Origin of the sequence: Chitinophaga filiformis, from assembly GCF_021646545.1 — a bacterium.
Taxonomy (GTDB): Bacteria; Bacteroidota; Bacteroidia; order Chitinophagales; family Chitinophagaceae; genus Chitinophaga; species Chitinophaga filiformis_A.
The window spans coordinates 96055-116438 of the sequence record NZ_JAKIRP010000012.1 but is presented as its reverse complement, the minus strand read 5'-3'; the positions used below and the strand labels follow the sequence as shown (position 1 = coordinate 116438).

The window sequence follows — 20384 nt, the reverse complement described above, 5'->3', positions numbered from 1 at the left end:
GTATGATCGATCTCTTTGTAATAAAAGTCGGCGGTAACGTCATCGATAATCCTGCATTGCTGGATGCATTCCTCGAAAAGTTTGCAGCCATCAAAGGAAAGAAAATACTGATCCATGGGGGTGGCAAGATAGCCACCCGCATTGGAGATCAGCTGGGTATCGAATCAAAATATGTTAACGGCCGCCGTATTACCGACGCTGCGACGATCGATGTAGTGACAATGGTATATGGTGGATTGGTAAATAAGCAGCTGGTGGCCAAATTACAGGCGAATGGCTGTAATGCTATCGGTATGACGGGCGCAGACGCCAATATCATTCCTGCCAGCAAACGTCCTGTGAAAGATATCGATTATGGATTTGTAGGAGATATCAACACCGCAGATGTACAGGGTGCTTCCCTGAGAGCGTTACTGGAGGCCGGCCTGATACCTGTATTTGCACCGCTGACACACGATGGCAAGGGGCAGATGCTGAATACAAATGCAGATACCATTGCTTCTTCCCTGGCGATAGCTTTGTCGAAATTCTACTCCGTACGACTGATCTATTGCTTTGAGAAGAAAGGAGTGCTGCATAGCCCTGATGATGATAATTCTGTAATTACCCTGATAGACCGTATGATCTATGAGGAACTTAAGGCTGATAACGTGCTGACAGACGGTATCCTGCCTAAACTGGAAAATGCTTTCGCAGCTATAGAAAGTGGTGTGGCGGAAGTACTGATTGGTCATGCTGATGACGTACAGAGCAACACCACAGATACAGTAGCGGGTACCTTAATACGCTAAACCTATGTGGAACCAACAGCTGTATGATGATGCAGTAACTTTATTAAAAGGGCTGATCTCCATCCCTTCCCTGAGCAGGGAAGAACAGGGGACGGCCCAACTGATCGCTGATTTCCTGAAGGAGCGGAATATTCCTTATCAGCAGCATCTGAATAATATATGGGCAAAGAATAAACATTTTGATCCCGCAAAGCCCGTAATTGTTTTTAATTCTCACCACGATACAGTAAAACCTAACCCGCAATATACACGCGACCCTTTTTCACCCGATGTTGAAGACGGTAAACTGTTTGGTCTTGGCAGCAATGACGCAGGCGGATGCCTGGTAAGTCTTATTGCTACCTTCCTGCATTTCTATGAACGTAGTGACATGGCCTACAATATCATTCTTACAGCTACAGCGGAAGAAGAGATCAGTGGTGTGAACGGTATTGAAAGTATCCTGTCGCAATTGCCTGCTATCGACTTTGCCATCGTGGGAGAACCGACTCAGACACAACTGGCAACAGCAGAAAAAGGCCTGATGGTACTGGATTGTACGGTACAGGGTAAAGCAGGACATGCCGCACGTGACGAAGGGGAAAATGCGCTGTATAAGGCATTGCCGGATATTGAGTGGTTCAGGACTTATCGCTTTCCGAAAGTATCTGATACACTGGGGCCTGTGAAGATGAGTGTAACCGTGATCAACACTTCTAATAAGGCACATAACGTGGTGCCGGCAGATTGCAGCTTTGTAGTCGACGTACGGGTAACGGAACAGTATACACTGGAAGAGGTGCTTGACATCATCCGGGCGAATGTGAAATGTGAGGTGAAGCCCCGTTCCCTGCGTATGCGTCCTTCAGGCATCCCGATAGATCATCCGTTTGTGCAGGGCGGCTTGCGTCATGGAAAAACTACCTATGGCTCGCCCACCACATCAGACCAGGCGCTGATACCGGCTACGTCCATCAAGATGGGGCCTGGCGATTCTGCCCGTTCGCATACTGCGGATGAATACATTTACCTGGACGAGATCCGTCAGGGTATTGATAGTTACATTAAATTACTGGAAGAAATCTTGTAGATATGAAAATCTGGCAAAAGGATAAAGCTGCGCTGGCAGAAGTGGACCGGTTTACCGTTGGTAAGGACCGTGAAATGGACGCTTATCTGGCGCCATTCGATGTGCTGGGCTCCCTGGCGCATACAACCATGCTGGAGAGCATCGGCCTGTTAACGGCAGATGAACTGGTCATCCTGCAAAAGGAATTAAAACAGATATACAAAGAGATACAGGAGGGTAATTTCAAGCTGGAAGATGGTGTGGAAGATATCCATTCACAGGTGGAATTACTGCTCACCCGCAGGCTGGGAGAAGTAGGCAAGAAGATCCATAGCGGCCGTTCCCGTAACGACCAGGTGCTGGTAGACCTGAAGCTGTTCCTCCGTCATGAACTGGAAGTACTGGTAGGAGAGGTGAAGACCTTGTTCGACCTGTTACAACAGAAAAGTGTTCAATACAAAGATCACCTGATACCGGGTTATACACACCTGCAGATTGCGATGCCATCCTCCTTCGGATTATGGTTCGGCGCGTATGCAGAAAGTCTGGTAGATGATCTGACTGTTTTGCAGGGTGCTTATAAGGTTGTAAATAAGAATCCATTGGGTTCTGCTGCCGGTTATGGTTCCTCATTCCCGCTGAACCGTACCATGACCACACAGCTGCTGGGTTTTGATGACCTGAACTATAATGTGGTATACGCACAGATGGGACGTGGAAAAACAGAAAAGATCGTTGCCTTTGCACTGGCGGGAATTGCTTCCACAGTGGCAAAAATGGCAATGGACGCCTGTTTGTTCATGAACCAGAACTTTGGTTTCATCAGTTTCCCTGACGAACTGACCACAGGTTCCAGTATCATGCCGCACAAGAAGAATCCTGATGTATGGGAACTGATCCGCTCACATGGCAACAAGCTGCAGGCGTTGCCGAATGAGATCACCATGATGATCACAAATCTGCCCAGCGGATATCACCGTGACCTGCAACTGCTGAAGGAAAACCTGTTCCCTGCATTTGGCGTGCTGAAAGATTGTTTGCGGATGGCAGGATTAATGCTGGAGAACATCCGCATCAGAGAAAACATCCTCGATGATGAGAAATACCGTTACCTGTTCAGCGTTGAAGTAGTGAACCGGCTTGTGCTGGAAGGCGTACCGTTCCGTGAGGCATATAAGCAGGTAGGTCTGGATATTGAGAAAGGCAATTTTGCACCTGAGCAGACCGTACAACACACACATGAAGGAAGTATCGGTAATCCTGGTAATGAAGAGGTGAGCAGGATGATGGAAGAAGTGATCAAAGGATTTCCTTTTGCAAAAGTAGCAGCGGCGGTAGAGAAGCTATTGAGTTAAGCGGAAGAAAGACTGGAACGATATAAAAGAAGAAGCCTGAAAGTATGACACTTTCAGGCTTCTTCTTTTATATCGTTCCAGTCTTTCCATTTTAAGCCCATTTAGAAGGCTATATTGACGCCAGCGAAGAAATTGGTACCAGCCATCGGATAATACCCGTTAGTCGATTTTTCGGCCCCATCTTCCTTATATGCGTAGGTCCAACCGTTAGGTGAGTACTTCTTGTTCCAGATATTGTTCAGCATGAACTGTAACCCCAGCTCTTTAAACAGCGGTTGAGGTATTACATAGTTAATGCGGAGATCGTTTGTGTAATAGCCATCCAGGCTGCGTGCTTTTGTGCTGGAGTTATCCAGGTACTGTCTGCTTACATATTTGCCCAGGAGACTTATTTCCAGGTTCCTCACCGGCTTGGCCGTCAGTGTATAACCACCTACAAAGGCAGGGGAGAAGGCGATATCGCTGTTGCTGTAAGTTACGGTATCCTGCAGGCCGGAATTCCAGTTGTCTAAGAAGTTACTGAAATCTTTTACCTTGTTCCGGCTCAGCGCAGCATTGGCAGAGAGTGTGAAGAGATGGCCGATCCTTGTGCTGGCTTGCAACTCTACACCAGCACGGTAGCTCTTCGGAATATTGGTGCGGGTATAAGCGCCTACATCATTCAGCTGACCGGTTTGCACCAACTGGTTTTTGTAGTCCATGTAGTAGACGTTGGCCTGTAATACCAGGTTATTGCTGCGGTAGGAATATCCGGCTTCCACATCACGAAGTGTTTCGTGTTTAGGTGTATTGTTCACACCCGCTTCGAAGTCGTTGCGGTTCGGCTCTTTGTTACCCACTGCAAAGGAAGCGTACACTTCCTGGCGGCCGTCCAACGTATAGGAGATACCTGCTTTCGGATTGAAGAAATTATAGTCGTTGTGTTGTATGAGGTGAGGATTGTCGTCAAACCCATCGATATTGTATTTCACCGTCCGGTATTGCAGGTCAGCAAACAGACGGAGATCTGTGGTGAGTTTGTATTCGCCTTTCCAGTATACGTTCAGATCGCGTTTGAAAGCGTCGTTGTCGTAATACCGGTGATCCTTATCTATGGCATATTGTGCCCAGATGATCTTACCGAAATGACCGCCTTCATAGCGGTTCCATCCGCCACCCAGGCTCCAGTTCAGTTTTTCGCCCTTATAGTTGACAGAGAAGATACCGCCATAGAAATCATTATCCAGCCAGAGTTGCCTGATAAGATCTGTTGTTGTTACGGGAGCGCCGTTAATGACAGGATCTGGCAGGCCATAATCGGCAAATGCTTCGCCTTCTCTGTACTGCTCGTAATAACCCCTGCCGCGTGTATAGTGTGCGGCAACGTTGAAGTCTAGCCTTGAGTTGAGTGATTGGTTCAGGAACAGCTGATAATGATCCTGCTGGTAGTTATCAGTTTCATTGTCGTAATAGGAGCCGTCAGAACGTTGTCCCGCGGAGTTGTATGTACGATGTGTCTTCAGTGAATCAAACGGTACACCGTTCCATGCCTGATAGGTCTTTTCTTTACCTGAAAATACGTTGAGGCGGATGGCGGTGTTTTTGGAGATATATGCAGCAGAAGTATAGAACGAGCGCAGGTCGGAAGAAGCGCGATCTATATAACCGTCTGAAGAAATTTTAGACAGTCGCGCATCGATGGTGAAATGGTCATTGATCAAGCCGGAACCTGCTTTCACCGTATGTTTCCAGGAATTGAAGGAACCGTAGCTGTTGCTGATCTCTCCATAAGCTTTATCTCTGAAATCGTTGGTGCTGAGGTTCAGCGAAGCGCCGAAAGCGCCGGCCCCGTTAGTGGAAGTACCTACACCACGTTGCAGCTGAATGCTGCTCACTGATGATGCAAAATCGGGCATGTTCACGAAGAAAGTACCCTGAGATTCGGCGTCATTAATAGGAATACCGTTTGCAGTGACATTGATACGGGTGATATCAGAACCTCTTACGCGGATACCGGTATAACCGATGCCCGTTCCGGCGTCGGAATTGGTAACCACGCCTGGCTGCTGATTAAGCAGCAGTGGCAGGTCCTGTCCAAGGTTCTGCTTTTTGATATCTTCAGCAGTCACGGTCGACTGTGTGAAGGGGGAGTGTTCACCTGCACGCAGGCTGGTAATCTCGACAGGCTTCACGAACAGCCCTGTTTCCTCCAGGGAGATGTCTGTCTGAATGTTGCTGCCATTGGCGCTGATATTTGTTGTGAATGTCCTGAAGCCGAGATACGTAGCCTGTAAGGTATATTGGCCTTTTGAAGGGATGGTGAAGCGATATTGACCGCTGGCATTGGTATGAACGCCGGTATTGGCGGAAGGGATACTTACAGACACGCCCTGCAGCGGTTTACCGCTGTTCTTGTCGGTCACTGTTCCTGTCAGCACAGTTTGCGCGTGTACAGTACTTAAGCTGCAAAACAGCAAAAGAAATAATAATTGTCTCATTGGACTATGACGGTTTAATAGCTTACAATCTGTAGCTTTCTTTCAATATGCGGGTAAGGAAGAGATTGTTCGCTTACCTTTCCTAAACAGCATTACCTGGTCAGGTTCAACGGGTCTGATCTCAGCCTGATAGTAAGGCACCCCGAGGTGAAACCGGGAGTTTTAAATGTTAATTTGCGCCAGTACGCACTCCTGTTTCCGGGAACAAAGTTATAGCTGCTTTGATTAAAAAGAGAAAATATTTTTCACAATGAAAGAAAATGTATAATTTCCATTCATTATACATCTCGCGCAAATTGAATCCTCCCTGAACTTTTTTTAATCGTTAACCAAATTAAATCTGTAATGATCAGACTACAGTTAATCGGGCATCTTGGACATGATGCAGTTCAGCGGCATGTGAATGGAAAGGCCGTGCTTAGTTTTCGTGTGGCGCACACGGAGCGGTTTACAAACAAAGAAGGCATATTGCAGGAAAAGACCATCTGGGTCGACTGCTCCTATTGGGAGCGTGAAAAGGTGGGGCCTTATCTGACGAAAGGCACACGTGTGTATGTAGATGGCAATCCATCTGCAGAAGTATACGTGAACAATCAGGGAGAACAGGCATCGTCGCTTCGGCTGCGGGTCACCACGTTACAGTTACTTTCCAGCCCGCGTGGAAGCGGCAGGAAGGATTTAGAGGTGGACGAGACCGTAAACGATGATGCGGAGGTTGCCGACGACCTGCCTTTTTAGATTCACATGGCAGCAGCAGCGGATGCGGTGGCCGGTGTTGGATATCCATTCCTTCAATCAGGGGTAATCGACATTTTATGGCGGCTGTAGAAGTGGCAGCCGCAGGGTGTTGGAATATCGGCTGGTTTAATCCGCGGGTAATGAGCAACATTTTGGACAGCAGCAGAAGTGGCTGCCATAAGTTGCTGAGTTATTCGCTGGTTTGAATCAACCGGGAAGGTCTGACATTTTCTGGCAGCAGCGCAAGTGGCTGCCATAGGTGTGAGTATTCGCTGGTTTGAATCAAACGGAAGGTCTGACATTTTATGGCCGCAGCGGAAGTGACTGCCATAAGGTGTGACTTATTCAACTGGTTTGAATCAACTGGAAAGGTTTAACATTTTTACGGCGGCAACAGAAGTGGCTGCCGTAAGGTGGTGAATTATTCGCTGGATTGAATCAACCGGAATAGCCCAACATTTTATGACCACAGCGGACGTGACAGTCTAAATGGGCTTAAATGCTGTGCTGTAAGGCATTTTATGTGAATTTTAAAGATGAATGCTGAAACTTTTTTCTAGCCTTTTTCAGATTTTTCTAAAAAAGATTTGGAGGGAATGATTTTAATCCTATCTTTGCACCCTCATTGCGAGGTAGAGCAGAGGTAGCTCGTCGGGCTCATAACCCGAAGGTCAGGGGTTCGAATCCTCTCCTCGCTACAAAAAGATCAAAGCAAAAAAAGGCCGAAGTGATTCGGCTTTTTTTATTTCAGGAAGTTAAGGAAATTCGTTGTGCATGCATAAAGCTGGTTTCGTAAATATCTTCGGTAAGGCCAATGCAGGGAAAAGTACCCTGATGAACGCGCTGGTGGGCGAAAAGCTCGCTATTGTATCTCCGAAGGTACAGACGACCAGACACCGCATTACGGGGATAGTCACCACGCCGGAATACCAGATCGTATTCTCTGACACACCCGGTATTATCGATCCCCGTTACCGGCTGCACGAAAAGATGATGGGAGCTGTTAAATCAGCGCTGGAAGATGCCGACGTTGCCATGTTGCTCATGGATGCCAAGGACAACCTGGAGGAAAACCTGGAGCTGTTTGGTTCACTGAAACTGAAAGCCCGCAGCATCCTGGTGATCAACAAGTCGGATCTCCTCATGAAAGATGAGCTGGACGCATTGGTAAAGAAATGCGAAGAGTGGGGGAAAGCGGAAAAAGTGGTAGTGATCTCCGCTCTGCAGGGAAAAGGTGTCCCCGCACTGCTGCAAACTGTGGTAGGCCTGCTCCCCGAAAGCGACCCCTTCTATCCGGAAGATACGTTAACCGATAAGTCTACACGTTTTTTTGTAGCCGAGATCATCCGGGAAAAGATATTTCACCTGTTTGACGAAGAGATCCCTTATCATACTGCGGTAATCGTTACGCAGTACCAGGAGAAGAACACGCTGATCAAGATCTCCGCGGAGATCATTGTAACACGTGAGACGCAGAAAGCGATCATCCTGGGCGACAAGGGAGCTTCCATTAAAAAGATCGGTACGCTGGCCCGCCAGGATATCGAGAAATTTGTGGGTCAGAAAGTGTTCCTTGAACTATTTGTGAAAGTGCGCAGCAAGTGGCGGGATAATGATATTTATTTAAGGGAATACGGTTATTAATTTTATTTAGTTATGGCAGGATTTACAGTAGCAATCGTCGGTCGTCCAAATGTGGGTAAATCTACCCTGTTCAACCGTTTGCTGGAGCAGCGTAAAGCCATCGTCGATGACGTGAGCGGTGTTACGCGTGACAGGCAATATGGTGTTGCGGACTGGAACGGGAAATCGTTCAACGTGATTGATACCGGTGGTTTTGTATCCAAAAGTGAAGATATTTTCGAGCGTGAGATACGCAAACAGGTAAAAATAGCAATGGAGGAGGCCAACCTACTGCTGTTCATGTGTGATGTGGCTACAGGTATTACCGACCTGGATGAGGATATGGCAAATATGTTGCGTCGCTCTTCCAAACCGGTGATACTGGTGATCAATAAAGTGGATAACAACACCCGTCAGCTGGAAGCGACAGAATTTTACAGCCTCGGGTTCGAAAACGTATTTTTCATCTCTTCCATGAGTGGTAGCGGTACTGGTGAATTGCTGGATGAGATAACCAGCAAGATCCCTGAAGACGATGAAACCCTGGAAGCAGCGCAGGAAGCTGCAGAACTGCCGAAGATCGCGATCATCGGTCAGCCGAATGTAGGTAAATCATCTCTGCTGAATGCCCTGATAGGGGAGGAGCGCAATATTGTGTCTGACATCCCCGGCACCACACGCGATACGATCCACACCCACTATAAGATGTTCCAGAAGGACTTCATCCTGATCGATACTGCCGGTTTGCGCCGTAAGAATAAAGTACAGGAAGATCTGGAATTTTATTCTGTCATCCGCGCTATCAAAGCGATGGATGAAGCGGATGTCTGCCTGTTGCTGCTCGATGCCGCGAAAGGTATTACTGCACAGGATCTGAGCATTTTCAGCCTGGCCGGCCGTAAAGGGAAAGGCCTGGTGGTGTTGGTGAATAAATGGGACCTGATCGAAGATAAAAGCACCAATACGGCAAGGGATTATGAAAAAGACCTGAAAAGCCGTCTGGCGCCATTTTCTGATGTACCAATCATATTCACTTCTGTAACAGAGAAACAGCGTATTTTCAAAGCGATAGAAGAGGCCTTGCGTGTATATGAGAACCGTAAGCGTAAAGTGCAGACTTCGAGATTAAATGAGGTGATGCTGAAGGCGATCGAGAATTTCCATCCGCCGGTAGTGAGAGGTATTCCTATCAAAATCAAGTATGTAACGCAGCTTCCGACATTTACACCGGCATTTGCGTTCTTCTGTAACCTGCCGGATGACGTGAAGCAGCCATACAGAAACTACCTTGAAAATCAGCTTCGTAGCAACTTTGATTTTGAGGGCGTGCCATTGAAACTATTCTTCAGGAAGAAATAAAGGTAAAATTTTGATATAGATGTTGTTCTATATTTAAAAATAACTATACCTTTGCGCATCTTTAAAAACAAACTAAAGCATGAAAAAATTATTCTTCTTCGCAGTTGCTACTAGCATGTTCTTCGTAGCTTGCGGCGGTGGTGCTTCTACCACTACTACAGATTCTACTGCTGCTGCTCCAACTGTAGATACAGTTGCTGCTACTCCAGCTGTTGATTCTGCTGCTGTTACTGCTGATTCAGCTGCTGCACCAGTTGCTGATTCTGCTGCTGCTGCTCCTGCTGCAGAAGCAAAACACTAATCTGTTTTGTAAGAATTATTGGCCGTCTCGTGTAAACGAGGCGGTTTTTTTTTGCCTATCCTCAAAAGGCGATAGTCAATGACGTCCGCTTATGTTTTGTTGTTCTACATATCATAGCGATGGCGATACCCGCGGTCTTCAGGCTGGGATCACTGGCTGAGTTCTTTGAAGCTGCGTGCTATTAAGCATTTGGGATCGTGTGAGCCATTGGATATGTATTAAACCCCTGTCAATCGTGTGAGCAGCTTCAAACAACTGATGCCAGTGATTCCCACCTGAAACCGCTATGCTTATTGGCTTCCACTAATGTTTTGTTGTTCTGCATATCATAGCGATGGCGATACCCACGGTCTTCAGGCTGGGATCACTGGCTGAGTTCTTTGAAGCTGCGTACTATTAAGCATTTGGAATCGTGTGGGCAGTTGGATATGTATTAAACCCCTGTCAATCGTATGAGCAGCTTCAAACAACTGAGGCCAGCGATTCCCACCTGAAACCGCTATGCTTATTGGCTTCCACTAATGTTTTGTTGTTCTACATATCATAGCGATGACGATACCCGCGGTCTTCAGGCTGGGATCACTGGCTGAGTTCTTTGAAGCTGCGTGCTATTAAGCATTTGGAATCGTGTGAGCCATTGGATATGTATTAAACCCCCTGTCAATCGTATGAGCAGCTTCAAACAACTGAGGCCAGCGATTCCCACCTGAAACCGCTTTGCTTGACGACTTCCGCTTATAGATTGATGGCTGCTATACAAAGGTGCAATGTATTGATGGCAATTACTGAAGACTGAATATCGAAGACCTGTCAATGTGTTTTATGTCAGCATACGCATCATCGTCCTGAAAGCCGGACTCACTATATTATCGTAGGGAGAGCGAAAGTAGCACCCGGTTTCAGATGGGAATGTCGGGCCTTCGGCTCTCTGGAGGTACGACCGATGCGTTTAAATCGACATTCCCAAGCCTATCCGATTGACAAAGCTAAATAGCTGCATACTGCCAGAGAGGCGCCGACCGACATCCCATACTGGAACCGGAGCTACTTAGCGTGAATAATATAAATATTCCCAAGCCTATCCGATTGACAAAGCTAAATAGCTGCATACTGCCAGAGAGACGCCGACCGACATCCCATACTGGAACCGGAGCTACTTAGCGTGAATAATATAAATATTCCCAAGCCTACCCGATTGACAAAGCTAAATAGTTGCATACTGCCAGAGAGGCGCCGACCGACATCCCATACTGGAACCGGAGCTACTTAGCGTGAATAATATAAATATTCCCAAAGCTATCCGATTGACAAAGCTAAATAGCTGCATACTGCCAGAGAGGCTCCGACCGACATCCCATACTGGAACCGGAGCTACTAGCGTGAATAATAGTCTTCGCATAAAAAAAGCCATCCGAAGTAACTCAGATGGCTTTTAAAAACAGATAAGCTTAATTATTTCTTCAGCACCTCAACCGCCTTCTTCATCATATCATCCTCCTTATTCAGCGATTCATAGAACCCCGCATAACTCCACATCTGCCTTGCCAGCAAAGCTTTCAGACGTGTCCTGATCTCAGCCTCATCATGCGCATTGATAGATTCTACCCCACGAACACTGTCTTTCGCAGCAAAAGCCTTATAAGCACTGTAAAGTTCATTACTAACCTGGTATTGGTTACTGAATTGAGTAGCATCTTTATATTGTTTGAACTCGTCTCTATGATTATTATAGTACTGATAAGCAAAGTTGCTGAAAGTACTACGTGAATACATGCTTGTCAGCACATTAGAGAAGCGGCTGGTGTCAAAAGGAATGAAGACATCCGGAGTGATACCACCACCGCCATATACAACGCGGCCACTGGAAGTTTTGAACTGTACTGTATCCAGCGGGTGAATGCTGTCGCGGTTAACGAATTCACCGTGATTGAAACGGTTCAGGATATCCTCATCGTAAGCCTCACGACCGTTGGCATAAGATTTCTGAATACTTCTGCCGGAGTTGAGGTAGTAACGTGCTACCGTGAGACGCAGGGCGCCGCCATTACTGAGATCGAATTGTTCCTGCACCAGGCCTTTACCGAAGGTACGGCGGCCGATAATGGTACCACGGTCCCATTCCTGTACAGCGCCTGCAAGGATTTCACTGGCGCTGGCAGAGCCTTCGTCGGTGAGAATGGCCAGTTCGCCTTTCTCGAATATGCCCGGCTTTTCGCAGCGGTAGTCGGAACGGGGATAGCTTTTTCCTTTGGTATATACAATCAGTTTGTTACCGTCGAGCAGTTCGTCGGCAATGCGGGTGGCAGCATCGAGATAGCCGCCCGGATTCTGACGCAGGTCGATCACCAGTTTGGTCATACCTGCCTGGGTCAGTTTGCGCATGGCATCCATGAATTCCTGGTAGGTGGTGCTGGAGAACTTGCTGATCTTGATGTAGCCAATTCCAGGCGCCGTCATGTAACTGGCATCGATACTATAAAGAGGGATGTCGCCACGGATGATCTGAACAGGAACCAGTTTCTGCTGACGTAACATGGTGACAGCCACTTTGGAGTTTTTCGGACCACGCAGCATCTTGCGGATCTTGTCGCCGGAAATGCTATTGCCGGCCACGAGAGAGTCGTTTACCTTGATGATCTTATCGCCGGATTGTACGCCGGCAGTCTCTGAAGGACCTCCTGCTACTACGGAAACAATGTTCACGGTATCTGCTATGATGTTGAATTCCACGCCGATGCCGGAGAAGTGGCCTTCGAGGTCTTCATTCACGGTTTGCAGGTTGGACGGTGGAATATAGATAGAGTGAGGATCCAGGTGGCTGAGCAGGCCTTCAATGGCTTCCTGTTGCAGATCAGCTACCTGTAAGGTATCAACGTATTTTATTTTCAGCAGGTCCATGACTTCCTGCAATGGTGCACGGCCCGCCCGGCTGAATAGCAGTGTTTGTGCCCCTGTATTAGCTCCCGGCATTTTATGACCCAGATACATTCCCAAAGCAAGCACTATTGCAAATAAGAGAGGTAAAAAAACATTCAGTTTCCTGTTCGACATAATGATGTATTGAAAACAGCTGCAAGGTAGCTTGTATCTTGTCGCTATTTATTTAACTTGTGGCAAAAATAGTATATTAAACCTCAACCTTCAACGGATGTGTCATGAAAGTACAGCTAATTGCAGATAGTGGATCTACCAAGGCTGACTGGTGCCTGCTGGGCGCCGGGGAGGCCACGCGTTATTTGACATCCGGGATCAGTCCTTATTTCCTGAATGCACAACAGATACAGGAGTTGCTGGAAAAAGAGCTCTTGCCTCAGTTACCGCCGGATAGTCAGATAGACGAGATCCATTATTACGGGACGGGCTGTTTACAGCGGAAGAGTGTGGAACTGGTGGAAACGGCCCTGCACGCGGTGTGGCCCGTGGCATCTTTTGAGGTGAACCACGACCTGATGGGAGCTGCCCGGGGACTGTGCGGAAAGGAACCCGGAGTAGCCAGTATTCTTGGAACAGGGTCAAACTCCTGTTTTTTTGACGGTACCACCATCAAAAAGAATAACCCGGGACTGGGCTACGTATTGGGAGATGAGGGGAGTGGCGCATTCCTGGGGAAAAAGCTGCTGCAATACTACCTGTATAATTCCTTTGATGAAGAGCTGAAAAGCCGTTTTGACGCCCAGTATAACACCAATCATGAGGAAATACTGGAAAATGTATACCGCAGGCCCTTCCCGAACCGTTATCTGGCTGGTTTTGCGAAGTTCCTGGGAGAGAACAGGGGCCATTTTATCATAGAAAACATCCTGGAAGATAGCCTGAACGAATTTTTCTTCAGCCATATTTACAAATACAGCGAAAGCTGGACACACCCGCTGCACTTTACCGGAAGTATCGCCTGGAATTTCAGGGATATCCTGGAGGAGTTATGTGAACTATATGAACTGCAGCTGGGCCGGATATTGCGCAGTCCTATGGAAGGACTGATGGCATATCATCAATAAACAAATACACTACAAATGTCCTTTGAGAGAGTAACAGAGCAAACATCACACTATCGCCACCTGGAGAAAATGAGTGTGCAGGAAATTCTCAGCAATATTAATCAGGAAGATACCACCGTGCCCCAGGCCGTAGCCAGGGCGCTGCCGCAGATAGAAAAGCTGGTGACCGCCATAGCAGACAAAATGCTGGCAGGTGGCAGGTTATTTTACCTGGGAGCAGGTACCAGCGGACGTTTAGGCATTGTTGATGCCTCTGAGTGCCCGCCCACCTTCGGAGTGCCTCATGGATTGGTCATAGGCCTGATAGCCGGGGGAGACGCCGCCATCCGTAAAGCGGTGGAGTTTGCCGAAGATGACAGGGAACAAGGCTGGAAAGATCTGCAGGAATTTAATGTTACAGAAAAGGATGTGGTAGTGGGGATTGCCGCCAGTGGTACCACTCCTTATGTGATCGGCGCGCTGAATAAGTGCCGTAGGGAAGGGATCGTAACAGGAAGCATCTGTTGTAATCCCGAAGCTCCTTTGTCGGCCGAAGCAGATTTCCCTATTGAAGTGGTAGTAGGGCCGGAATTCATCACCGGTAGCACCCGTATGAAAAGTGGTACTGCACAGAAGCTGGTGCTGAACATGATCTCTACTGCCGTGATGATCCAGCTGGGAAGGGTGGAGGATAACAAAATGGTGAACATGCAGCTGAGTAATGATAAGCTGGTGGACAGAGGCGTGAAGATGTTGATGGAAAAGTTATCCCTTACAGATTACGAGAAGGCAAAAGAATTATTACTGAAAGCCGGCAGCGTCAGAAAAGCCATTGAGGACTATGTATAGTTACGACTTTTTCCAGAAATGGAACGTTTCTATTTTCTGAAATTTCCACCGAAATTTGTAGAAACGAACATTTTAGAGTTAGCGTGACATGCATGATATAGAACCTTTTTATAACTGGCGCCATTTGTATACTGCGGAGGATGATGAACTTTCCCCTTTTTATGGAAGGGAATATAGTGAGTTCACCTTCACCAATACTGTATATAATTATTACGTACACCCTCAATGGGATGAATTTGGCTCCCGTAATCTGTATCTGAAAGTGCTCTTTGCCGATTACGAGTTTAACTATGCCATTATTGAAGTGTTGGGAGAATGGAATGACTGTATTGAGAATGATATCATGGTATTGAAGCGTGATGTCATTGATGTGATGATAGCCAACAAGATCAATAAGTTCATCCTTATCACAGAGAATGTGATGAATTTCCACTCATCTGATGACAGTTACTATGAAGAATGGTGGGATGACATCCGTGATGAAGGAGGGTGGATCGTGAGCCTTAATATGCCGAAACAGACACGGCAGGAATTTGAAAAAGCCCATCTGGACAATTACGTGCATCTCCTTGATAATGAGAAGTGGCGTACTTACCAGCCACAGCATCTCTATTCCCTTGTCGATAACGTTATGATGCGCCGTCTTGAGTAGCGGCGGAAATGAAGTCCACGTTTCTTGTTGATCTCATCGTGAATGTAGCTGGTTTTCCTGCTAACCGGCAGGTTAGCAGCGTTTGTTCTGCCATGAACCGGGTAGCCAAGGCTAAAACAATGAATTGGCGCTCAGTTTCAAAGCAAAAACTGAGAAATATCATTTGCTTTTAATTTTTCCTGCGCTAAATTTGCGCGATATATTCGAAATATTATCATATCATCTTTTAAGGAAGCTTAGAATTTAACTTATGAAGTGGTCACAGTTTTTTAATACCTCTATTGGTAAAAAATTATTAGTGGGTGCTACCGGTCTCTTTCTGTGTAGTTTTGTTATCGTGCACCTGGCTGGTAATCTCGCCTTGCTCAAAGAAGATGAAGGTGAGGCTTTTAATATTTATGCCGCATTCATGAGTCACAATGGCCTTATCCAGTTTATAGCCTGGGGTTTAAAGGTTGTTATTCTTATCCACGCTATTCTTGCTTTTCAACTCACCTTTCGCAACAGGGCTGCGCGTCCGGTAAAGTACGCTATCAATCCTGGTAATCAGACCTCTTCCTGGTTCAGCCGCCAGATGGCTATCATGGGTAGTATCCTGCTGATTTTCGTGATTATTCACCTGAAAGACTTCTGGTACTGGATGCACTATGGAGACTTACGGCCTGTGACTTACAACGGAGAGGAGTACAATAACCTTTACCTCGTTGTACAGGAGGCGTTCACGCAATTATGGATGGTGATCCTGTATGTGATTGGTATGATCGGTTTATCTTTCCACCTGATTCACGGGTTTAAAAGCGCTTTCCAGACATTTGGCCTGAACCACGTTAAGTACAATGGCCTCATCAACTTCGTAGGTGTTTGGTTATTCGGGATCCTGATCCCTATTGGCTTTGCCATTATTCCCGTGGTTATATATTTCAAATCAATTTAGTAAAGTAAGGATATATGTTGAACTCAAAAATTCCTGCCGGTTCATTAGATAAGAAATGGGAAGATTATAAGGGGCATTGTAAGCTGGTAAACCCGGCTAACAAGCGCAACATGGAAGTGATCATCGTGGGTACGGGTCTGGCAGGGGCTTCGGCTGCTGCTTCTTTGGGTGAGTTAGGTTATAAAGTGAAAGCTTTCTGTTTTCAGGACAGTCCACGCCGTGCACATAGTATTGCTGCACAGGGTGGTATCAATGCTGCAAAGAATTACCAGAACGACGGTGACTCTGTGTTCCGTTTGTTTTATGATACTGTAAAAGGTGGCGACTACCGTGCCCGTGAAGCCAATGTGCATCGCCTGGCAGAGGTAAGTGGCAATATTATAGACCAGTGTGTGGCACAGGGAGTTCCTTTTGCCCGCGAATATGGCGGATTGCTGAGCAACCGCTCTTTCGGTGGTACACAGGTACAGCGTACTTTCTACGCTGCCGGTCAGACCGGTCAGCAGCTGCTGTTAGGCGCATACTCCGCTCTGGAGCGCCAGGTGGCTCTGGGTAACGTGACCATGTACAACCGTCATGAAATGCTGGACATCGTAGTGATAGATGGCAAGGCGCGTGGTATCATTGCCCGTAACCTCATCACCGGTAAGCTGGAGCGTCACTTCGGTCACGCAGTACTGCTGGCAAGCGGTGGTTATGGTAACGTGTTCTACCTGTCCACAAACGCCATGGGATCTAACGTAACTGCAGCCTGGAAAGCCACCCGTAAAGGTGCTTTCTTCGGTAACCCTTGCTTTACACAGATCCACCCGACCTGTATCCCTGTTTCCGGCGACCACCAGTCCAAGCTGACGCTGATGTCTGAGTCGCTCCGTAACGATGGCCGTATATGGGTACCTAAAAAACAGAACGATAACCGCAAACCTTCCGATATTCCGGAAGACGAAAGGGATTACTACCTGGAAAGAAGATATCCTGCCTTCGGTAACCTGGTACCACGTGACGTGGCATCCCGCGCTGCCAAAGAAAGATGTGACGCCGGTTACGGTGTTGGTAGCTCCAAACAGGCCGTATACCTGGACTTCGCATATAACATGGACCGTTACGGAAGAATTGAGGCAAGCAAAAGACAGCTGTCCAATCCTACTCCTGAACAGATCCGTAAGCTGGGTAAAGAAGTGGTAGCCGAGAAATACGGTAACCTCTTCGATATGTACGCAAAGATCACCGGTGAGAATCCATATGAAGTGCCAATGCGCATTTACCCTGCAGTACACTATACTATGGGTGGCCTGTGGGTGGATTATGAACTGATGACCACCGTTACCGGTCTGTATGCACTCGGTGAAGCCAACTTCTCCGATCACGGTGCAAACCGTCTGGGTGCTTCCGCACTGATGCAGGGTCTGGCTGATGGTTATTTCGTAATTCCTTACACACTGGGTAACTACCTGGCTGACGATATCAAGACCAAAGCGATTTCACTGGATCATCCGGCATTCGTCGAGGCTGAAAAGAATGTACAGTCTACCATCGATAAGCTGATGAGCATTAAGGGTACCAAATCTGTAGACCACTTCCACAAGAAACTGGGTAAGATTATGTGGGATAAATGTGGTATGGCCCGTAATGAGCAGGGATTGAAAGAAGCTATCGTTGAGATCCAGGCTTTGCGTAAGGAATTCTGGAGCGATGTACGTATCCCTGGTGATGCAAACGAATTCAACCCTGAACTGGAGAAAGCCGGCCGCGTGGCTGACTTCCTGGAGCTGGGAGAACTGATGTGCGTAGATGCGCTGAACCGTCGCGAATCCTGTGGTGGTCACTTCCGTGAAGAATCACAGACACCAGATGGGGAAGCACAACGTGATGACGAAAACTTCGCGTATGTAGCAGCATGGGAATATAAAGGTGAAAGCCAGTTCGAGTTGCATAAAGAAGCTCTTGAGTTTGTAGAATGTAAACCAACTCAACGTAGCTATAAATAATTATCACAATAATAATAGTCCAATAGATATGGAACATTATACTATGAATCTCACACTTAAAGTGTGGAGGCAGAAAAACACAGACGCACAGGGAAAATTTGAAACTTATCCGGTAAGCGGCATTTCTTCCGAGATGTCATTCCTGGAAATGTTCGACGTGCTGAACGAGCGCCTGATCAATGAAGGCAAAGAGCCGATAGCGTTTGACCATGACTGCCGTGAAGGTATCTGTGGTGCATGTTCCATGCATATCAACGGCCGTGCACACGGTCCTTGGGCTGGTACTACCACTTGCCAGCTGCACATGCGCGCTTTCAAAGATGGCGATACCATTACTGTTGAGCCATGGAGAGCAGGATCTTTCCCTGTTGTGAAAGACCTGACCGTTGACAGAGGTGCGTTTGACCGTATCATCGAGGCGGGTGGTTATGTTTCTGTAAATACAGGTAATGCCCAGGATGCCAACAACATTCTGGTACCAAAAGATAAAGCAGATGCAGCGTTTGCAGCAGCAGCATGTATCGGTTGCGGCGCCTGCGTAGCAGCTTGTAAAAACTCTTCCGCTATGCTCTTCGTTTCAGCGAAAGTATCCCAGCTGGCATTGCTGCCACAGGGACAGCCTGAGAAGAAGACAAGGGCATTAAATATGATCGCACAGATGGACAAGGAAGGTTTTGGTAGCTGTACCAACACCGGCGCCTGTGAGGCAGAATGTCCGAAAGAAATTTCTCTGACAAACATTGCACGTCTGAACCGCGAGTACATTGCTGCAGGTTTCAGCTACGAAAAATAGTCATTGTCACGATTGCATTTGGTGAATACCATGATCCCCCTCCTGAAACGAGGGGGATTTTTTTTGTATATTGTTTGTGTTTAAAACCCGTTTGCACACAAATTTTACGTTATGACAGACAACTCCAGGAGAAAATTTCTCCGCAACCTCGGAGGCACGGCCGCCATGCTGGGCGCCGGTTCATTGGCCGCTTTAGGAAAGGATCAGGTCCATATCCTTCAACCCAACACCCGCATTTCTGCCAACGACAAGATCCGTATCGGTTGTATCGGTATGGGTATCATGGGTTTCGGCGATGTAGAGACAGCGCTGAAAGCACCCGGAGTGGAATTCGTAGCAGCCGCCGACCTCTATGATGGTCATCTTGCGAAAGTCAAAGAGGTGTATGGTAAAGACATCTTTACCACCCGCGACTACCGTGAGTTGCTGAACAGGAAGGACATAGACGCTGTGATTGTTGCCACGCCCGATCACTGGCACGATACCATTTCTATTGATGCGATGGAGAAAGGCAAGGCTGTTTACTGTGAAAAACCCATGGTACAGCAGATCGAAGAAGGGCATAAGGTGATTGCTACCCAGCAGCGTACAAAGGCCGTTTTTCAGGTAGGTAGTCAACGGGTAAGCAGTATTGCCCTGGCAGAAGCAAAGAAGCGTTATGAGGCCGGAGAAATAGGTCAGCTGAACATTGTGGAGGCAAGAATAGACCGTCATGATGCGCTTGGCGCATGGCAGTATTCTATTCCACCGGACGCTTCCCCTGCTACTATCGACTTTGACACCTTCCTCAAGGATACCGCCAAAGTACCATTTGATCCCACGCGCTTCTTCCGCTGGCGCAATTACCGGGCTTATGGTACGGGTGTACCTGGCGATCTGTTTGTACACCTCATCTCCGGACTGCACTTCATCACCGGTTCCCTGGGCCCTGAGCGTATCTTCGCCAGCGGTAACCTGGTGCAATGGAAAGACGGGCGTGATGTGCCGGATGTTGTTGTAGCGATCTTTGATTATCCGGAAACAAAAACGCATCCTGCCTTCCAGGTAACATTACGTGTAAACTTCGCCGATGGTGGCGGCGGCGGTGAATTTACCCGCTTTATCGGCACAGACGGCGTGCTGGAACTGGGATGGGATGACTTTAAGATCAAAAAACATAAACTCTCCTCGGCACCTGGTTATGGTGGCTGGGATACCTATAACACATTTACAAAGGCTACCCAGGAAGCCTATGTGAAACAGTATAACGCAAAATACCCTGAGGAAACACGCAAGCCGGCACAGCGCTCAGAAAGCGCATATGCTGCTCCGCGGGGATATGACTCCCGCCTCGATCACTTTATTAACTTCTTTGAGGCCATGCGTACAGGTAAACCCGTGGTGGAAGATGCCTCCTTCGGACTCCGTGCTGCAGGTCCTGCATTGGTTACCAATGAAAGTTATTTCAGCAAAAAAGTGATCCACTGGGACGCTCAAAAAATGAAGATTGTGTAACAGGA

At 47.4% G+C, this 20384-nt stretch carries 16 protein-coding genes, 1 tRNA gene and 1 riboswitch; of the genes, 15 read left to right on the top strand and 2 right to left on the bottom strand.

Annotated features, from left to right (window positions below; all coding sequences use genetic code 11):
- Nucleotides 1-2: 2 nt before the first annotated feature.
- From argB to argH, 3 genes are read left to right on the top strand one after another with little or no spacing between them, the layout of a single operon-like run.
- Nucleotides 3-791, top strand: coding sequence for an acetylglutamate kinase (gene argB, locus L3C95_RS24750; protein ID WP_236391813.1), 789 nt, complete (start codon nucleotides 3-5; stop codon nucleotides 789-791).
- A 4-nt stretch (nucleotides 792-795) separates the two neighbouring features.
- Nucleotides 796-1860 carry a M20 family metallo-hydrolase gene (locus L3C95_RS24745; protein WP_236391811.1) on the top strand — a complete coding sequence of 355 codons (1065 nt, stop codon included), beginning with the start codon at nucleotides 796-798 and terminating at the stop codon, nucleotides 1858-1860.
- Nucleotides 1861-1862: 2 nt separating this feature from the next.
- Nucleotides 1863-3194: an argininosuccinate lyase gene (gene argH, locus L3C95_RS24740; RefSeq protein ID WP_236391809.1), complete on the top strand. Its 1332-nt coding sequence runs from the start codon at nucleotides 1863-1865 to the stop codon at nucleotides 3192-3194.
- Between the two features lie 101 nt (nucleotides 3195-3295).
- Here the strand turns inward: argH and L3C95_RS24735 are convergent, their stop codons facing one another.
- Nucleotides 3296-5671, bottom strand: a complete 2376-nt coding sequence (locus tag L3C95_RS24735; protein WP_236391807.1) for a TonB-dependent receptor — start codon at nucleotides 5669-5671, stop codon at nucleotides 3296-3298.
- A 62-nt stretch (nucleotides 5672-5733) separates the two neighbouring features.
- Nucleotides 5734-5826: riboswitch (TPP riboswitch) on the bottom strand.
- 190 nt (nucleotides 5827-6016) lie between these two features.
- Between L3C95_RS24735 and L3C95_RS24730 the strand changes: the two genes are divergently transcribed.
- The 5 genes from L3C95_RS24730 to L3C95_RS24710 all read left to right on the top strand — a co-directional run bounded on the left by L3C95_RS24730 (nucleotide 6017) and on the right by L3C95_RS24710 (nucleotide 9692).
- Nucleotides 6017-6409, top strand: coding sequence for a single-stranded DNA-binding protein (locus L3C95_RS24730; RefSeq protein WP_236391805.1), 393 nt, complete (start codon nucleotides 6017-6019; stop codon nucleotides 6407-6409).
- A 626-nt stretch (nucleotides 6410-7035) separates the two neighbouring features.
- Nucleotides 7036-7107: transfer RNA gene (locus L3C95_RS24725), tRNA-Met, on the top strand.
- 76 nt (nucleotides 7108-7183) lie between these two features.
- Nucleotides 7184-8053: a GTPase Era gene (gene era / locus L3C95_RS24720; protein WP_236391803.1), complete on the top strand. Its 870-nt coding sequence runs from the start codon at nucleotides 7184-7186 to the stop codon at nucleotides 8051-8053.
- Nucleotides 8054-8065: 12 nt separating this feature from the next.
- Nucleotides 8066-9391 (top strand): ribosome biogenesis GTPase Der, encoded by a 1326-nt coding sequence (der, locus tag L3C95_RS24715; protein WP_236391801.1) that lies wholly within the window; start codon nucleotides 8066-8068, stop codon nucleotides 9389-9391.
- A 79-nt stretch (nucleotides 9392-9470) separates the two neighbouring features.
- Nucleotides 9471-9692 (top strand): hypothetical protein, encoded by a 222-nt coding sequence (locus L3C95_RS24710; protein WP_236391799.1) that lies wholly within the window; start codon nucleotides 9471-9473, stop codon nucleotides 9690-9692.
- Between the two features lie 1452 nt (nucleotides 9693-11144).
- On the opposite strand, the gene L3C95_RS24705 is transcribed toward L3C95_RS24710, so the two are convergent.
- On the bottom strand, nucleotides 11145-12743 hold the full coding sequence (locus L3C95_RS24705; RefSeq protein WP_236391797.1) for a S41 family peptidase: 1599 nt from the start codon (nucleotides 12741-12743) through the stop codon (nucleotides 11145-11147).
- Nucleotides 12744-12847: 104 nt separating this feature from the next.
- On the opposite strand from L3C95_RS24705, the gene L3C95_RS24700 reads away from it, so the two are divergent.
- From L3C95_RS24700 to L3C95_RS24670, 7 genes are all read left to right on the top strand, one after another.
- The gene (locus tag L3C95_RS24700; RefSeq protein WP_236391795.1) at nucleotides 12848-13690 is read left to right on the top strand and encodes an N-acetylglucosamine kinase; all 843 of its coding nucleotides are present in this window, start codon (nucleotides 12848-12850) and stop codon (nucleotides 13688-13690) included.
- Between the two features lie 15 nt (nucleotides 13691-13705).
- The gene (gene murQ / locus L3C95_RS24695) at nucleotides 13706-14518 is read left to right on the top strand and encodes an N-acetylmuramic acid 6-phosphate etherase (RefSeq protein WP_236391793.1); all 813 of its coding nucleotides are present in this window, start codon (nucleotides 13706-13708) and stop codon (nucleotides 14516-14518) included.
- Nucleotides 14519-14606: 88 nt separating this feature from the next.
- Nucleotides 14607-15170: a hypothetical protein gene (locus tag L3C95_RS24690; protein WP_236391791.1), complete on the top strand. Its 564-nt coding sequence runs from the start codon at nucleotides 14607-14609 to the stop codon at nucleotides 15168-15170.
- Nucleotides 15171-15420: 250 nt separating this feature from the next.
- Nucleotides 15421-16104, top strand: a complete 684-nt coding sequence (locus L3C95_RS24685; RefSeq protein WP_236391789.1) for a succinate dehydrogenase cytochrome b subunit — start codon at nucleotides 15421-15423, stop codon at nucleotides 16102-16104.
- A gap of 14 nt (nucleotides 16105-16118) precedes the next feature.
- Nucleotides 16119-18092, top strand: coding sequence for a fumarate reductase/succinate dehydrogenase flavoprotein subunit (locus tag L3C95_RS24680; protein WP_236391787.1), 1974 nt, complete (start codon nucleotides 16119-16121; stop codon nucleotides 18090-18092).
- Nucleotides 18093-18120: 28 nt separating this feature from the next.
- Nucleotides 18121-18885 (top strand): succinate dehydrogenase/fumarate reductase iron-sulfur subunit, encoded by a 765-nt coding sequence (locus tag L3C95_RS24675; protein ID WP_236391785.1) that lies wholly within the window; start codon nucleotides 18121-18123, stop codon nucleotides 18883-18885.
- Between the two features lie 111 nt (nucleotides 18886-18996).
- Nucleotides 18997-20379 carry a Gfo/Idh/MocA family protein gene (locus L3C95_RS24670; RefSeq protein ID WP_236391783.1) on the top strand — a complete coding sequence of 461 codons (1383 nt, stop codon included), beginning with the start codon at nucleotides 18997-18999 and terminating at the stop codon, nucleotides 20377-20379.
- Nucleotides 20380-20384: the final 5 nt, after the last annotated feature.

Coding starts and splice junctions, on each gene's coding strand:
- argB (WP_236391813.1), top strand. CDS start 3: ATGATCGATCTCTTTGTAATAAAAGTCGGCGGTAACGTCATCGATAAT.
- L3C95_RS24745 (WP_236391811.1), top strand. CDS start 796: ATGTGGAACCAACAGCTGTATGATGATGCAGTAACTTTATTAAAAGGG.
- argH (WP_236391809.1), top strand. CDS start 1,863: ATGAAAATCTGGCAAAAGGATAAAGCTGCGCTGGCAGAAGTGGACCGG.
- L3C95_RS24735 (WP_236391807.1), bottom strand. CDS start 5,671: ATGAGACAATTATTATTTCTTTTGCTGTTTTGCAGCTTAAGTACTGTA.
- L3C95_RS24730 (WP_236391805.1), top strand. CDS start 6,017: ATGATCAGACTACAGTTAATCGGGCATCTTGGACATGATGCAGTTCAG.
- era (WP_236391803.1), top strand. CDS start 7,184: ATGCATAAAGCTGGTTTCGTAAATATCTTCGGTAAGGCCAATGCAGGG.
- der (WP_236391801.1), top strand. CDS start 8,066: ATGGCAGGATTTACAGTAGCAATCGTCGGTCGTCCAAATGTGGGTAAA.
- L3C95_RS24710 (WP_236391799.1), top strand. CDS start 9,471: ATGAAAAAATTATTCTTCTTCGCAGTTGCTACTAGCATGTTCTTCGTA.
- L3C95_RS24705 (WP_236391797.1), bottom strand. CDS start 12,743: ATGTCGAACAGGAAACTGAATGTTTTTTTACCTCTCTTATTTGCAATA.
- L3C95_RS24700 (WP_236391795.1), top strand. CDS start 12,848: ATGAAAGTACAGCTAATTGCAGATAGTGGATCTACCAAGGCTGACTGG.
- murQ (WP_236391793.1), top strand. CDS start 13,706: ATGTCCTTTGAGAGAGTAACAGAGCAAACATCACACTATCGCCACCTG.
- L3C95_RS24690 (WP_236391791.1), top strand. CDS start 14,607: ATGCATGATATAGAACCTTTTTATAACTGGCGCCATTTGTATACTGCG.
- L3C95_RS24685 (WP_236391789.1), top strand. CDS start 15,421: ATGAAGTGGTCACAGTTTTTTAATACCTCTATTGGTAAAAAATTATTA.
- L3C95_RS24680 (WP_236391787.1), top strand. CDS start 16,119: ATGTTGAACTCAAAAATTCCTGCCGGTTCATTAGATAAGAAATGGGAA.
- L3C95_RS24675 (WP_236391785.1), top strand. CDS start 18,121: ATGGAACATTATACTATGAATCTCACACTTAAAGTGTGGAGGCAGAAA.
- L3C95_RS24670 (WP_236391783.1), top strand. CDS start 18,997: ATGACAGACAACTCCAGGAGAAAATTTCTCCGCAACCTCGGAGGCACG.